Origin of the sequence: Pseudomonas baetica, assembly GCF_002813455.1 — a bacterium.
GTDB lineage: Bacteria > Pseudomonadota > Gammaproteobacteria > Pseudomonadales > Pseudomonadaceae > Aquipseudomonas > Aquipseudomonas baetica.
In genome coordinates this window covers 4,491,635-4,505,499 of the sequence record NZ_PHHE01000001.1, presented here as the reverse complement: position 1 = coordinate 4,505,499, position 13,865 = coordinate 4,491,635, and the positions used below count along the sequence as shown (strand labels likewise).

9 protein-coding genes and 2 rRNA genes are annotated in these 13,865 nt (G+C 57.9%); 4 read left to right on the top strand and 7 right to left on the bottom strand.

Translation table 11 applies throughout. The features are described from left to right. Positions 1–5: 5 nt before the first annotated feature. Positions 6–410, top strand: a complete 405-nt coding sequence (locus tag ATI02_RS20860) for a serine kinase/phosphatase (protein WP_100847211.1) — start codon at positions 6–8, stop codon at positions 408–410. Positions 411–540: 130 nt separating this feature from the next. On the opposite strand, the gene rimI is transcribed toward ATI02_RS20860, so the two are convergent. Continuing rightward, positions 541–993 carry a ribosomal protein S18-alanine N-acetyltransferase gene (gene rimI / locus ATI02_RS20855; protein WP_007961522.1) on the bottom strand — a complete coding sequence of 151 codons (453 nt, stop codon included), beginning with the start codon at positions 991–993 and terminating at the stop codon, positions 541–543. Next, complete coding sequence (locus ATI02_RS20850) at positions 986–1,735, bottom strand: energy transducer TonB (protein WP_100847210.1); 750 nt, start codon at positions 1,733–1,735, stop codon at positions 986–988. The genes rimI and ATI02_RS20850 overlap by 8 nt, the downstream gene beginning before the upstream one ends. A gap of 233 nt (positions 1,736–1,968) precedes the next feature. Here ATI02_RS20850 and mksB point away from each other — a divergent pair, with 233 nt between their 5' ends. Genes mksB through mksF form a run of 3 tightly spaced genes read left to right on the top strand, consistent with a single transcriptional unit; the run spans position 1,969 to position 6,777 of the window. Beyond that, positions 1,969–3,249 carry an Mks condensin complex protein MksB gene (gene mksB / locus ATI02_RS20845; protein WP_167394886.1) on the top strand — a complete coding sequence of 427 codons (1,281 nt, stop codon included), beginning with the start codon at positions 1,969–1,971 and terminating at the stop codon, positions 3,247–3,249. Continuing rightward, complete coding sequence (gene mksE, locus ATI02_RS20840; RefSeq protein ID WP_053123840.1) at positions 3,239–3,940, top strand: Mks condensin complex protein MksE; 702 nt, start codon at positions 3,239–3,241, stop codon at positions 3,938–3,940. The genes mksB and mksE overlap by 11 nt, the downstream gene beginning before the upstream one ends. Continuing rightward, complete coding sequence (gene mksF, locus ATI02_RS20835) at positions 3,937–6,777, top strand: Mks condensin complex protein MksF (protein ID WP_100847209.1); 2,841 nt, start codon at positions 3,937–3,939, stop codon at positions 6,775–6,777. Before mksE ends, mksF begins: the two co-directional genes overlap by 4 nt. 207 nt (positions 6,778–6,984) lie before the next feature. On the opposite strand, the gene ATI02_RS20830 is transcribed toward mksF, so the two are convergent. The 5 genes from ATI02_RS20830 to ATI02_RS20810 all read right to left on the bottom strand — a co-directional run bounded on the left by ATI02_RS20830 (position 6,985) and on the right by ATI02_RS20810 (position 13,859). After that, a complete protein-coding gene (locus tag ATI02_RS20830) occupies positions 6,985–9,288 on the bottom strand; it encodes a PqiB family protein (RefSeq protein WP_095190645.1) in 2,304 nt (767 codons plus the stop codon). Further along, a complete protein-coding gene (locus ATI02_RS20825) occupies positions 9,281–9,904 on the bottom strand; it encodes a paraquat-inducible protein A (RefSeq protein ID WP_095190646.1) in 624 nt (207 codons plus the stop codon). Before ATI02_RS20825 ends, ATI02_RS20830 begins: the two co-directional genes overlap by 8 nt. After that, a complete protein-coding gene (locus ATI02_RS20820; protein ID WP_095190647.1) occupies positions 9,891–10,550 on the bottom strand; it encodes a paraquat-inducible protein A in 660 nt (219 codons plus the stop codon). Before ATI02_RS20820 ends, ATI02_RS20825 begins: the two co-directional genes overlap by 14 nt. Before the next feature lie 147 nt (positions 10,551–10,697). Further along, positions 10,698–10,813, bottom strand: a 5S ribosomal RNA gene (rrf, locus tag ATI02_RS20815). A 152-nt stretch (positions 10,814–10,965) separates the two neighbouring features. After that, positions 10,966–13,859: ribosomal RNA gene (locus ATI02_RS20810) — 23S ribosomal RNA — on the bottom strand. Positions 13,860–13,865: the final 6 nt, after the last annotated feature.

Genomic DNA, 13,865 nt, shown 5'->3' with positions numbered 1-13,865 from the left:
TTGCCATGACTGATTCACGACGCCCTTTTGACGCGGTGCAACCGGAACCCATCGATGATAACGAAGACCGCATGGGTTCGGTGCATGAGCTGGATTTCGACGACGAACAGCCCAGCGCGAAGATCGGTGATGAATTGCCCGAACGCGAACGCGAGCAGTTGATGCCAGAGGATCGTGTGCGTGAGGCGGGGATGACCGGGGCTTCAGTTGCCGATCATGAGCCGACTGACGATGACATGAGCCCGGAAACGCTGATTCATGAAGACGGTGCGCGGGATGCCGAGGAAGCCGGTGAAGGTAATCAGGCGGATTGGGATTTGAGCATTGTCGATGAGGATGACATTGGTGGTGGTAATGGGCTGGATGAGGCGGAACTGGCTAGGCGCGATCCGCTGGATGGCAACCGCTGATCATTGTTGCCTGACAGGACGCTTTCGCGAGCAAGCCCGCTCCCACATAGGTTTTATGTTGATCACAATGTTTGTGAACGACCCAATTCCAATGTGGGAGCGGGCTTGCTCGCGAAGCTTTTAAAGAGGTTCAGTCAACCAAGGTGCAGGCCATGACCACCGCATCTTCACGACCGCCCACCGCCGGATAATAATCCCGACGCCGGCCAATCTCATTGAAGCCATAACGCTCATACAGCTTGAACGCGGCGGTATTGCTGTCGCGCACTTCGAGGAAACACTCGCGAGCCTCGGCGGCATACGCCCGCGACATCAGATGTTCGAGCAACGTAAGCCCTAGTCCACGTCCCTGATTCTCCGGCTTCACGGTGATATTGAGCAGATGCGCCTCATCAAGAATGATCTGCACCACGCCATGGCCGACCTGCTGCTGGCCTTCGAACATCAGCCATATCTGGTATTTGCCCAGCCCGTCGAGAAAAATCCCGCGGGTCCAGGGATGGCTGTACGCGGCGTATTCAATCTTCAATACCGCGTCCAGGTCCGCCTCGGTCATCGGGCGGAACGATACAGCTTCACTCATTCGATTCTTTCCAGCGCGCCATCAGCCGACGCATGGCTTGCCACACAGCGGCCTTGCGCTGTGGCTCTTCCATTAACAATTCCAGACCTGGGAGGGCCCAGGCCGAGCCCAGACCTTCGATCTGCAATTCACGATTGAACGCTTCGGCGTCCGCTTCACCGGCAAAACGCACAGCCGGCAGGCCGATCAGCCACAGGCAGGCACACGGCGCCGCTTCCATTTGCACCGATAGGAAACCCTGCACAAAGTCGCGCGCCGCTTCCGGCCCCTGATCCATGGTGCCGCGATTCAACCACGGCCAGCGCACCGGCTCGCCGACGATCTGCGGCGCATCCGGCAGACCGGCGGCGCGCAACATGTCTTTAAGCAACAGATAAGCGGGGTCGCGACTCTGGAACGGTTCGCCTGTGGGTAACTCGACCAGCAGCAGACAACGCCCGGCACGCAGCAATTGCAGGGCGAAACGCGGTGGCGGAACCGGCGCCGGCTTGGCGACCACCGGTGTATCGTCGACCTCTTCCACCGGTTTGGCGCCGGTGCGGGTGCTCGCCAGCGATGGGCGCGGCACCTCGATCTTCGGCCGCTCGGTCGGGCGTGCGGCAGCCGCCTGCACCGGGGCTTCGGCCTGCAGAGCCAGCACCACCGGCACCTCAACCTCAGGCTCGGGCATGTCCAGCAGCTCGGGCCGCGACGGGGCGGCGAAGGGCAATTCGGTGCGCGGCAGCCAATTGACCACCTGCATGGCGTTCAAATAGGCGCGGCGGCGGGACTCGATAAGCAAAGGTCGGCCACTTGTGGATAACTGAAAGTGCGCTGATTCTACCGCCCTTCGCTCAAGATCGCTTGCTGTTGATCGATAGCCTTGGCCTGAGCTCTCTACCTTAGAAAATGCGACAGCCCGTCCCTAGAGTGAATCGCATCCTTCGTGATGCAGTACAATCGCGGCTTTTAATCGCCAACCAGCCGGCCATTCCGATGATCGAACCCAAGCGCGTCTTGCGCGCCCTCGCTGAACACTGGGCACTTCTGGAGCCACTGTGCGAGCACTTCGACCAAGGCACCCTGAGCCTCAACGAACTGCGCACGCAACTGGCCGCCCAACAACTGGACAGCACGCCGCAGGACATCACCAGCCTGCTCGACGTGTGGATTCGCCTCGATATTCTGGTGCCCGTGGCAAAAAGCCCGAACCGTTTCGAGCTCAACGCGCAGATTCACGACTTCCTCGCCTACCTGCGCCGTGAACACCGTCTGGGCCTGTGCCTGGAAATCGAAGCCTATCTGCGCCACCTCGAGCGTCTGGCCGGCTACATTCAGGACGCGTTCGACGTCCGCGACGGTAACGACCTCGCCCGCCAATTGCGTCTTCTCGACATGCGCGTTCGCGACGTGTTGAAGAAGCTCGACAACGACGAACAGGCGCTGGTGGCCGTGGCTGAACGCGCAAAGACCAGCGACCGGCAGATTCCGCTGCGTCAGCGATACGCTGAAGTGCTGGCGACGTGGGACGAATACGTCGAGCCGATGATCGATCTGGTCAACGCCGACGGCGCCTTCGAACAAGGCGTGCGCAAAGTCGAAACCGTATTGCTGAAGATGCTCAGCGAACAGCAGCGCCTCGGCCATCTGGTCGATGACGACATGCTGTTGCGTACCCACGCGCGCATCCTCGAAATGCAGACCAGCGCCCAGCTGACCCTGCGTCACGCCCGCGAACTGCTGCTGCCGCTGCGTGAAGAAGCGCGCCGGCACAATGCTGTGACCCGTGGCGCCGCGCTGGCCCTGGCCGCAATTCGCCGTAAAGGCATCGACGCCGTGCCACAAGCCGCAATGCCACTGTTCACCCGGCCGCAAAGCACCTTCCTCGGCAGCGCCAGTCAGGTCGAAGCCTACGTCTACGCGTTGGCGCGTTTCGAGCCGAAACCGGCGCGTTTCCCCAAGGCGCACAAGACGCACAAGGGCGGCGATGCCCCTCGCGCGCCGCGCACCGTGCGCGAGATGCTCGAGCGCTGCGAAGACGCCCTGCCGATGCCGGACTTGATGGTCTGGCTGCTGGAACAGGAACCGGACGGCGCCACTGACGAATTGCTTTACTGGTTCTCGCGCCTGTCGCGGGAAAAACGCTTCAAGCGCGAGCGTCTGGAACGCCGCGAATACCACACTCACGAGCACCAGGTCAGCCTGCGCTCCTTCGCCCTGCTCTCGGCCAGCGACAGCGCAGCCGAGAATTCTGCGAGCATCCCCAATGCATCTTGATCTTTCCGAACTGTCGCAACTCGCGCCGATCTTCCGCGAGCTGTTCAAGGGCTACCACGTCAGCCGCCGCGATCCGGAGCTGTACGCGCAACTGTCGAACTTCCAGGATCAGTACCGCACGCTGTTCAAGGCGCTGGGTTTTGAACTGGTTTGCGACACCCGTGGCTTCTACTACTTCGTGCCGGACATGGCCGCTGCGGCGGTGAACAAGACGGCCCAGCGTCTGGCGCTGTTCACCTTCATCCTCGTCGAGCACCTGGCCGACCAGGGCCGTGACCCGATCGCCGTGCTCGACGGCGGCAGCCTCGGCCGCGAAGAATTGCCGTCGCTGCTGGAGAAGTACCGCGACCTGTTCATTCAGGCCGAAGTGCAGACGGTTGAAGAGCTCGAAGAAAAGATCATGCGCCGCATGACTCAATTGGGTTTCGCCGGCGAAGAAAACGGGGTCTATCGATTCCTGCCGCCAATGCACCGTTTCCTCGACGTGTGCCTGTCGGTGCAGCAAGACCGCGATCTGGCCGCCAGTGTGCACAGCGTTCTGCCGCTGCCGGCGCCGGTGCTGATCGACGAAGCCGCCGAAGCCAAATTCCTCGAAACCGACGACCCGCTAGACCTCTCGGAATTTGACGAAGAAAGCGAAGAAGACGCACTGGCCCGCGCCATTGCCGAAGAACAGGAGTCCGACGCATGAGCCAGGAACGCTACGGCATCCGCCGCTTTGCCCTTTTGAACACCGCCGGTTACAGCCTCGGCCTGTTCCCGCTGGAAGAACCGTTGTCGGTTTACGGCGCGAACAACCTCGGTAAATCGGCGTCGATCAACGCCTTGCAGTTCCCGATTCTGGCGCGCATGTCGGACATGAGTTTCGGCAAGTACAGCCTCGAACAATCGCGGCGTTTCTACTTCGCCTCCGACACCAGCTACATCCTTGTCGAAGTAAACCTGCCCCATGGCCCGCACGTGATCGGTGTAGTCGGTCGTGGCCCGGGCGGTGGTTTCGGTCACCAGTTCTTCGCCTACGCCGGCAAACTCGATCTGGCCCACTACCAGAAAAACGACACCTGCCTGCGTCAGAAAGAACTGTTCAGCAACCTTGAGAAAGAAGGCCTGAAAGCCTACGAACTCAAGCCTGATGAACTGCGTCGTTTGCTGGTCGGCGGTCACACCTCGATCCCACTGGATCTGACCCTGATCCCGCTGCGCTCCACCAGCGAACAGAGCCTGAAGACCTTCCGTGCGCTGTTCATCAACTTGCTGCACATGCGCGAAATCACCGCAGCCAAGTTGAAGCAGTTGTTCCTTGATGCCTTCGAACACAGCCTGCGTTCCGGCAGCGTCGATTACATCGCCGCGTGCGAAGAAGCCTTCCGCGACGTGCGTCGCATGGAGCAGGACTACAATTCGCTGGTCGCTGCCGGCCCACTGGTCGAAGCCTTGGCCAATGGCGTCAAACAACGTGACGTGCTGCGCGGCAAACTGCATCGTCTGTCGCCGCTGCTCGACTCGTTGCTCGGCACCTGGTCGGACTACGCCAGCGCGCGCAAGGAAGAGCTGACCATCCAGGCCGACCACTACCGTGGTGAGCAGGACGCGCTGCAAAACAATCAGCGCGGCGGCACTCAAGAGCTGATGCGGCTGGAGCGGGAAATCTCCGGGATTCAGCGCTGGCTCGGCGAGCTGTCGGTACTGAAAAACCGCTTCGCGCTGGTCGACGACGTCAAAGTGCTGGAACAGCAATTGCTGGCCGCCAAAGACGCCCACGACGAACTCGCTGGTGCCTTGGCACAATCCCGTCAGTTCAGCGCCGAGGATCTGGAAGAGCGTCTGCGCGATCTGGAAAAACGCCTGAAGTCGGTGAAGCAGCAACTCGATCACGCTGACAACAACAGCTATGCGCGCCTGCGCGAAGAATTCTCGCAGCAAGACGTCGAGCGCCTGATGCGCCTGTTCAACAGTGCGCTGTTCAGCCTGCCGCTGGGCGAACACGGCATCACCCTCGACGAAGATGGCGAGTGGGTGAAATCGGTCGAGCTGATCCTTGATGGTTTCAAGGGTGAGCGTTTCGAAGTGCCGGGCCTGTCGATCGACATCTCGCACATCGAGCCGCCGGCCCTGCAAGCGCTGGCCGACCGCGCCGCGCTGCGAGACCAGAAAGAGCGTCTGGAAAAAGAACTCAAGCAACTGAAAACCCAGCAAGCCGTGGCTGCCGACCGCGCCGCGAGCAAGACCCAGACCGAAGCGCTGTACCAGCAAGTGCTGGATGCGCAGAAAGCGTTGGAAGACTTCCGCCGTACCCAGACACTGAGCGCCGAAGAAGGCGACAAGCTTGAGCAACTGGCGCAGATGGAAGGCGCCCAGGACGAGCTCAAGCGTTCCAGCGATGCGTTCACCGAGCGTGTCCAGCAACTGTCAGCCAAGCTGCAACTGGTCGGCCGGCAGATCGCCGACATGGAAGCCAAGCAACGCACCCTCGACGACGCCTTGCGCCGCCGTCAGCTGTTGCCGGCGGATCTGCCGTTCGGCACGCCGTTCATGGATCCGGTCGACGATTCGATGGACAACCTGTTGCCGCTGCTCAACGACTATCAGGACAGCTGGCAAGGTCTGCTGCGCGCCGATGGCCAGATCGAAGCGCTATATGCGCAAGTGCGCCTCAAAGGCGTGGCCAAGTTCGACAGCGAAGACGACATGGAGCGCCGTCTGTCACTGCTGATCAACGCCTATGCGCACCGTACCGACGAAGCCCTGACGCTGGGCAAGGCCCGACGCGCGGCGGTCACCGACATCGCCCGGACGCTGCGCAACATCCGCAGCGACTACGACAGCCTTGAACATCAACTGGCGCTGTTCAACCGCGAGATCAACAAGCGTCAGGTCTCCAACCTGCAGAGCTTCCGTATCGTGCTGGCGCCGAACAAGGAAGCGCTCAAGCACATCGACCAGATCATCCACAGCGCCGGTCAGTACGAAGAAGGCGAAACCCTGTCGGTGTTCGATCTGAGCCAGAGCGCCGAGCAGGACAACAAAAACGAAGAGGCCAAGGAATACCTGGCGCGGCTGGTGGCGGCGAACCACAACCAGCTTGGCCTCAAGGACTTGTTCGAACTGGCCTTCGAGATCACCAAGGTCAACGGTCAGCCGGTGATCCACACCGACATCGACGGCGCGGCGTCCAACGGCACCACCATGACCATCAAGGCGCTGACCAACATGTACTTGTTGCTGCACTTGATGGATCGCGATCAGGCCGGTCGCGTGCGTCTGCCGTACTACCTCGACGAGGCGGCGGACATCGACGAGAAGAACCAGGCCGCCCTGCTGGAAACCAGCCTGCAACTGGGCTTTGTGCCGATTCTGGCGAGTGTGAAGCCACAAGTCTGCGCCAGTGTCGCCATCGACCTGGAAGGCGGCAGCGGCCCGGCGGGGATCTACATCGACGAAGCGGACTGGAAGTACATCCGTCGCCATGATGTGGTGAAGGCAACCGTGAATGTTGATGCGGATGAACCGGAGATGGATGCGGTTTGATCGGCATTAACTGAAGGCAATAAAAAGGGCCGCGATCTGTCTGGATCGCGGCCCTTTTTATGGCTTGGTTTTTTTGCTGATTTTTAGGCCTCTTCGCGAGCAGGCTCGCTCCCACAGGGATCAGTGTGGAACCCAATTTTGTGTACGCCACACATCCACTGTGGGAGCGAGCAGGCTCGCGAAGGCATCCTTACAGACGCCGCAAGGTTACTTACCAAGGGAAATCTTCGGCGCCCAGTTCAGCCACTCATCCTCGAACTTGTCGAACAACGGGAACGTCTGCTCAGGACGCGCCGGATTACCCATGCGCTCGCCATCCGGCGTAGCGAAAGCAATCCCACCCTGAATCGCCGTTTCAAGCGACTCCGTGCGTACCGTCAAGCCGTTGAACAGACCGATGTCGAAGCCCACGCCACTGGTGTTCCAGAACCGGCTACCCGTACGCACCAACGGCGCATATTTCGGCTCGATCAGAATGTGCACCAACACCCGGTCGGCAGTCTGGCCCAGTTCATAACCGGTAACCTTGCCCACGGTGATCTCACGGTAAGTCACCGGCACGCCCGGTTTCAGCGAGCCACGGCGAGCAGCGCTCAAGACCAGACTCAAACCCGCCTCTTGCTTGGTCGCTTCCGGCGCATTGGCCAGTGCCACGAAGTTCTTCTGCGGGCCGAGGTTCTTCGCTGCCGGCTGCACTTCCAGGTATTGGCCGGTCACCAACGTTTCCAGATTCGAAGTTTTCATCAGGCCCAGCTCCGGCTTGACCACCCAGAACTGACTGCCGACCCGGGCGATTTTCTCCGGCACTTCGGTGATGCGCGCGGTGAGCAACACAGATTGCAAGTCGTCAGACAGATCAACGCTTTCGATCTTGCCGACATCCAGCCCCTTGAAGCGTACCGGCGTGCCGCTACGCAGGCCATCGGCGCGATCAACCTTGATCGTCACCACTGTGCCTTTGCGATCCGCTTCGTCATGGTTGGCGAACAAGCGGAAGCGCGGAATACGTTTGCGCAATGGGGCATTGGCCTGCGGCGTTTCGAATGCAATGCCACCGGCCATCAGGGTCTGCAACGACTCGCTCTTCACCTGAATCCCGCCGGTCAAACCACCGGTCAGTGTGATCCCGCTGACATTCCAGAAACGGGTCGAGGCGTTGACCAGATTTTCGTATTCCTTATCGATATGCACACCGATGACCAATTGCTTCTTGGTCTTGGAGAACTGGTAGCTTTGCACCGAGCCGACCTTGACCTGTTTGTACAGAATCGGGCTGCCGACATCGATTGAGCCGAGGACATCGGTGAACAGCACCAGATGCAGGCCCGGCGAACGCAGATCCAGCGGCGGCGCTTTTGGCCTGGCCTCGAATTCGCGTTTCGGTGCCGCACCTTTGTCGCCCGGGCGTACGGCGATGTAGTTACCTTTCACCAACGCTTCCAGACCGGTGATTCCCGCCAGAGAAATCGACGGTTTAACCACCCAGAACTGAGTGCCGTCGACCAGATAGTCCTCAGCCAATGGATCAAGGGTGAGCTCGGCGGTGGCGCTGTTCAGATCCGGGTCAACTTTCAGCGCTTTCATGTTGCCGACCTGAATGCCTTTGTACATCACCGGCGTGCGGCCGGCCTGCAGACCTTCGAAGTCGCTGAGTTTGACCTTCACCCGAATCCCGGCAGCGGCTGCATCAAAGTCCTCATAGAGACGGAATGGCAGGCTTGGATCGGTCGGCGGGCTGTCCTTGCGGTTCTCTGGCGTGGCGAAGGCAATACCGCCGGCGACGATGCTGGCAAGCGACTCGCTGCGCACCTTCACGCCGGACAGGTTGGCGTCGATGCTGATGCCGCTCGCGTTCCAGAAACGTGTGTGTTTACGCACCAGTTTGGCGTAGGTCGGCTCGATGAAAACCTTTAATTCAACCGTGCTTTGGTCTTCCGAGAGCACGTAACTTTTGACCTGACCGACCTTGATCTGCTTGTAGAACACCGGGCTGCCACGGTTCAGTGAACCGAGGCGATCAGCCTTGATCGTCAGGTGCAGACCGGGTTTGGCGTCGGAGAGCGGCGGCTCCTCAGCCAACGCCTTGAACTTGCGCGCAGGCTCGCCTTCGCCGGGGCTGATGGCCACGTAGTTGCCGGATACCAGGGTTTCCAGACCGGTAATACCCGCCAAGGTCACGCTTGGTTTGACCAGCCAGAAGCGAGTGCTGGTCTTGAGGTACTGCCCGACGTCCTTGTTCATCTCGACCGTGGCGATCACTCCCTTGGAGTTGCCCTCGTCGTCGAGTTTGAGCGCCTTGACCTTACCGACCGACATGCCTTTGTACATGACCTCGGTCTTGTTGGCCTGGATGCCTTCGCCGCTTTCAAAGCGAACCTGGATCTCGATACCGGTTTCGGAATAGGCACGCCAGCCAAGCCAGCCACCGATGATCAGTGCGATCAAAGGCAGTACCCAAATGGCAGACCAGTTCGAGGCCGGTCGGGTTTTCGCTACGGGCAAATCAGTCATGGTCGTCGTCCGACTCCGTGTTATCCCAAATCAGTCGGGGATCGAAAGTTACTGCGGCAAGCATCGTCAGAATCACCACAGTGGCGAAAGCGATGGCGCCAAGATTGGCTTCGACACTGGCAAGCCGGCCGAAGTTGACGACCGCCACCAGAATGGCGATCACAAAAATATCGAGCATCGACCAACGGCCAATGAACTCGATGAAACGGTACATCCAGATGCGCTGGCGAGCCGATAACGGCTGGCGTCGTTGCACTGAAAACAACAGCAGTGCGATGCCGACCAGTTTGAAGGTCGGCACCAGAATGCTGGCGATGAACACCACGGCTGCGATGGGAATCATGCCGTGCTGCACCAACTGGATCACGCCGGACATGATCGTGCTGGGATCACCCTGCCCCAAAGAACTGACAGTCATGATTGGCAGTACGTTGGCCGGAATATAGATAATCGCTGCCGTGATCAGCAGCGCCCAGGTTCGGGCCAGACTGTTTGGGCGGCGAGCATGCACCAGAGCACCGCATCGCGTGCAGGTTTGCTCATCGCTGTCCGCTTCCTGCCTGTTCAATTCGTGGCATTCGGTGCAAATCAGAATGCCCGCATCAATCGCCCGCATGAGCATCCTCTCCAGATAACGCCTGCCAGATCTGATGCGGTGACATCACCACTTCCAGCCAGACCTGCACCAACAATAAAGCAATGAAACACACCAGTCCGAGGCCCACGGTGATGGCCGCCATGTCCGCCAGTTTGACGATCGCCACCAAGACGCCCATGAGGTAGACCTCGAGCATTCCCCAGTCTCTGAGGTGGTGGTAAATGCGGTAGAGCAATAGGCCATAGCTGCGGCCGATGTTGAAGCGGATCGTCAGCAACACGATCAACTGGCACAGCAATTTGATCAACGGGATGGCCATGCTGCACAGGAACACAACGATCGACACACCCTGCATATCGGTGTTGAACAGACCGACAACGCCACTCCAGACCGTGTCGTGCGACGATTGCCCGAGTAGATTGAGCTGCATGATGGGTAAAAAGTTCGCCGGTACATAGAGCAACAATGCCGCGATGACCAAGGCAAGGCTGCGCTGCACCACGTTATGGCGGTGGGCGTATAGCTCATACCCGCAGCGTGGGCAGAGTGCTTTCTCGCCGTGAGCAAGCTTTGGCTTGCGCATCAGCAGGTCGCACTCGTGACAGGCCACCAAGTCTTCCAGCGGTAAATCTGACAGCCCTGGGGCGTCAACCGACTCTGACATAAAGGCTCTGGCTCCGAAAAAGGTGGGGCTATTCTAGTGTTCTGATATGAAAATAACTGTGCAATTTTGTTCGCGGCCTAAGCAAAAACTTTTCTACAGGCAAAACAAAACCCCAATTGCTTTCGCAATTGGGGTTTCGGAATTTAATCTTGACGATGACCTACTCTCACATGGGGAAACCCCACACTACCATCGGCGATGCATCGTTTCACTGCTGAGTTCGGGATGGGATCAGGTGGTTCCAACGCTCTATGGTCGTCAAGAAATTCGGGTACTGAGTCGCGACCTGATGGCCTCGCTTCAGCAAATTGGGTATGTGACAGCTGTCGGTGTTTTGTGAACATCGAACTTTCGGTTCGTTTCGTCTTCACACACCGCAATCTGGTCTCTTCGACGCAAATTGCTTGGGTGTTATATGGTCAAGCCTCACGGGCAATTAGTATTGGTTAGCTCAACGCCTCACAGCGCTTACACACCCAACCTATCAACGTCGTAGTCTTCGACGGCCCTTCAGGGAACTCAAGGTTCCAGTGAGATCTCATCTTGAGGCAAGTTTCCCGCTTAGATGCTTTCAGCGGTTATCTTTCCCGAACATAGCTACCCGGCAATGCCACTGGCGTGACAACCGGAACACCAGAGGTTCGTCCACTCCGGTCCTCTCGTACTAGGAGCAGCCCCTCTCAAATCTCAAACGTCCACGGCAGATAGGGACCGAACTGTCTCACGACGTTCTAAACCCAGCTCGCGTACCACTTTAAATGGCGAACAGCCATACCCTTGGGACCGGCTTCAGCCCCAGGATGTGATGAGCCGACATCGAGGTGCCAAACACCGCCGTCGATATGAACTCTTGGGCGGTATCAGCCTGTTATCCCCGGAGTACCTTTTATCCGTTGAGCGATGGCCCTTCCATACAGAACCACCGGATCACTAAGACCTACTTTCGTACCTGCTCGACGTGTCTGTCTCGCAGTCAAGCGCGCTTTTGCCTTTATACTCTACGACCGATTTCCGACCGGTCTGAGCGCACCTTCGTACTCCTCCGTTACTCTTTAGGAGGAGACCGCCCCAGTCAAACTACCCACCATACACTGTCCTCGATCCGGATAACGGACCTGAGTTAGAACCTCAAAGTTGCCAGGGTGGTATTTCAAGGATGGCTCCACGCGAACTGGCGTCCACGCTTCAAAGCCTCCCACCTATCCTACACAAGCAAATTCAAAGTCCAGTGCAAAGCTATAGTAAAGGTTCACGGGGTCTTTCCGTCTAGCCGCGGATACACTGCATCTTCACAGCGATTTCAATTTCACTGAGTCTCGGGTGGAGACAGCGCCGCCATCGTTACGCCATTCGTGCAGGTCGGAACTTACCCGACAAGGAATTTCGCTACCTTAGGACCGTTATAGTTACGGCCGCCGTTTACCGGGGCTTCGATCAAGAGCTTCGCGTTAGCTAACCCCATCAATTAACCTTCCGGCACCGGGCAGGCGTCACACCCTATACGTCCACTTTCGTGTTTGCAGAGTGCTGTGTTTTTAATAAACAGTCGCAGCGGCCTGGTATCTTCGACCGGCATGAGCTTACGGAGCAAGTCCTTCACCCTCACCGGCGCACCTTCTCCCGAAGTTACGGTGCCATTTTGCCTAGTTCCTTCACCCGAGTTCTCTCAAGCGCCTTGGTATTCTCTACCCAACCACCTGTGTCGGTTTGGGGTACGGTTCCTGGTTACCTGAAGCTTAGAAGCTTTTCTTGGAAGCATGGCATCAACCACTTCGTGTTCTAAAAGAACACTCGTCATCAGCTCTCGGCCTTAAGATCCCGGATTTACCTAAGATCTCAGCCTACCACCTTAAACTTGGACAACCAACGCCAAGCTGGCCTAGCCTTCTCCGTCCCTCCATCGCAATAACCAGAAGTACAGGAATATTAACCTGTTTTCCATCGACTACGCTTTTCAGCCTCGCCTTAGGGACCGACTAACCCTGCGTCGATTAACGTTGCGCAGGAAACCTTGGTCTTTCGGCGTGGGTGTTTTTCACACCCATTGTCGTTACTCATGTCAGCATTCGCACTTCTGATACCTCCAGCAAGCTTCTCAACTCACCTTCACAGGCTTACAGAACGCTCCTCTACCGCATCATCCGAAGATGATACCCGTAGCTTCGGTGTATGGTTTGAGCCCCGTTACATCTTCCGCGCAGGCCGACTCGACTAGTGAGCTATTACGCTTTCTTTAAAGGGTGGCTGCTTCTAAGCCAACCTCCTAGCTGTCTAAGCCTTCCCACATCGTTTCCCACTTAACCATAACTTTGGGACCTTAGCTGACGGTCTGGGTTGTTTCCCTTTTCACGACGGACGTTAGCACCCGCCGTGTGTCTCCCATGCTCGGCACTTGTAGGTATTCGGAGTTTGCATCGGTTTGGTAAGTCGGGATGACCCCCTAGCCGAAACAGTGCTCTACCCCCTACAGTGATACATGAGGCGCTACCTAAATAGCTTTCGAGGAGAACCAGCTATCTCCGAGCTTGATTAGCCTTTCACTCCGATCCACAGGTCATCCGCTAACTTTTCAACGGTAGTCGGTTCGGTCCTCCAGTTAGTGTTACCCAACCTTCAACCTGCCCATGGATAGATCGCCCGGTTTCGGGTCTATTCCCAGCGACTAGACGCCCTATTAAGACTCGCTTTCGCTACGCCTCCCCTATTCGGTTAAGCTCGCCACTGAAAATAAGTCGCTGACCCATTATACAAAAGGTACGCAGTCACCCAACAAAGTGGGCTCCCACTGCTTGTACGCATACGGTTTCAGGATCTATTTCACTCCCCTCTCCGGGGTTCTTTTCGCCTTTCCCTCACGGTACTAGTTCACTATCGGTCAGTCAGTAGTATTTAGCCTTGGAGGATGGTCCCCCCATATTCAGACAAAGTTTCTCGTGCTCCGTCCTACTCGATTTCATGACTAAGAGATTTTCGCGTACAGGGCTATCACCCACTATGGCCGCACTTTCCAGAGCGTTCCGCTAATCTCAAAGCCACTTAAGGGCTAGTCCCCGTTCGCTCGCCACTACTAAGGGAATCTCGGTTGATTTCTTTTCCTCAGGGTACTTAGATGTTTCAGTTCCCCTGGTTCGCCTCTTGCACCTATGTATTCAGTACAAGATAACCATCTTATGATGGCTGGGTTCCCCCATTCAGACATCTCCGGATCAAAGTCTGTTTGCCGACTCCCCGAAGCTTTTCGCAGGCTACCACGTCTTTCATCGCCTCTGACTGCCAAGGCATCCACCGTATGCGCTTCTTCACTTGACCATATAA

What these genes read in the sequence shown, in the direction of transcription:
- ATI02_RS20860 (WP_100847211.1), top strand. Translation starts at nt 6, where the DNA reads ATGACTGATTCACGACGCCCTTTTGACGCGGTGCAACCGGAACCCATC.
- rimI (WP_007961522.1), bottom strand. Translation starts at nt 993, where the DNA reads ATGAGTGAAGCTGTATCGTTCCGCCCGATGACCGAGGCGGACCTGGAC.
- ATI02_RS20850 (WP_100847210.1), bottom strand. Translation starts at nt 1,735, where the DNA reads ATGCAGGTGGTCAATTGGCTGCCGCGCACCGAATTGCCCTTCGCCGCC.
- mksB (WP_167394886.1), top strand. Translation starts at nt 1,969, where the DNA reads ATGATCGAACCCAAGCGCGTCTTGCGCGCCCTCGCTGAACACTGGGCA.
- mksE (WP_053123840.1), top strand. Translation starts at nt 3,239, where the DNA reads ATGCATCTTGATCTTTCCGAACTGTCGCAACTCGCGCCGATCTTCCGC.
- mksF (WP_100847209.1), top strand. Translation starts at nt 3,937, where the DNA reads ATGAGCCAGGAACGCTACGGCATCCGCCGCTTTGCCCTTTTGAACACC.
- ATI02_RS20830 (WP_095190645.1), bottom strand. Translation starts at nt 9,288, where the DNA reads ATGACTGATTTGCCCGTAGCGAAAACCCGACCGGCCTCGAACTGGTCT.
- ATI02_RS20825 (WP_095190646.1), bottom strand. Translation starts at nt 9,904, where the DNA reads ATGCGGGCGATTGATGCGGGCATTCTGATTTGCACCGAATGCCACGAA.
- ATI02_RS20820 (WP_095190647.1), bottom strand. Translation starts at nt 10,550, where the DNA reads ATGTCAGAGTCGGTTGACGCCCCAGGGCTGTCAGATTTACCGCTGGAA.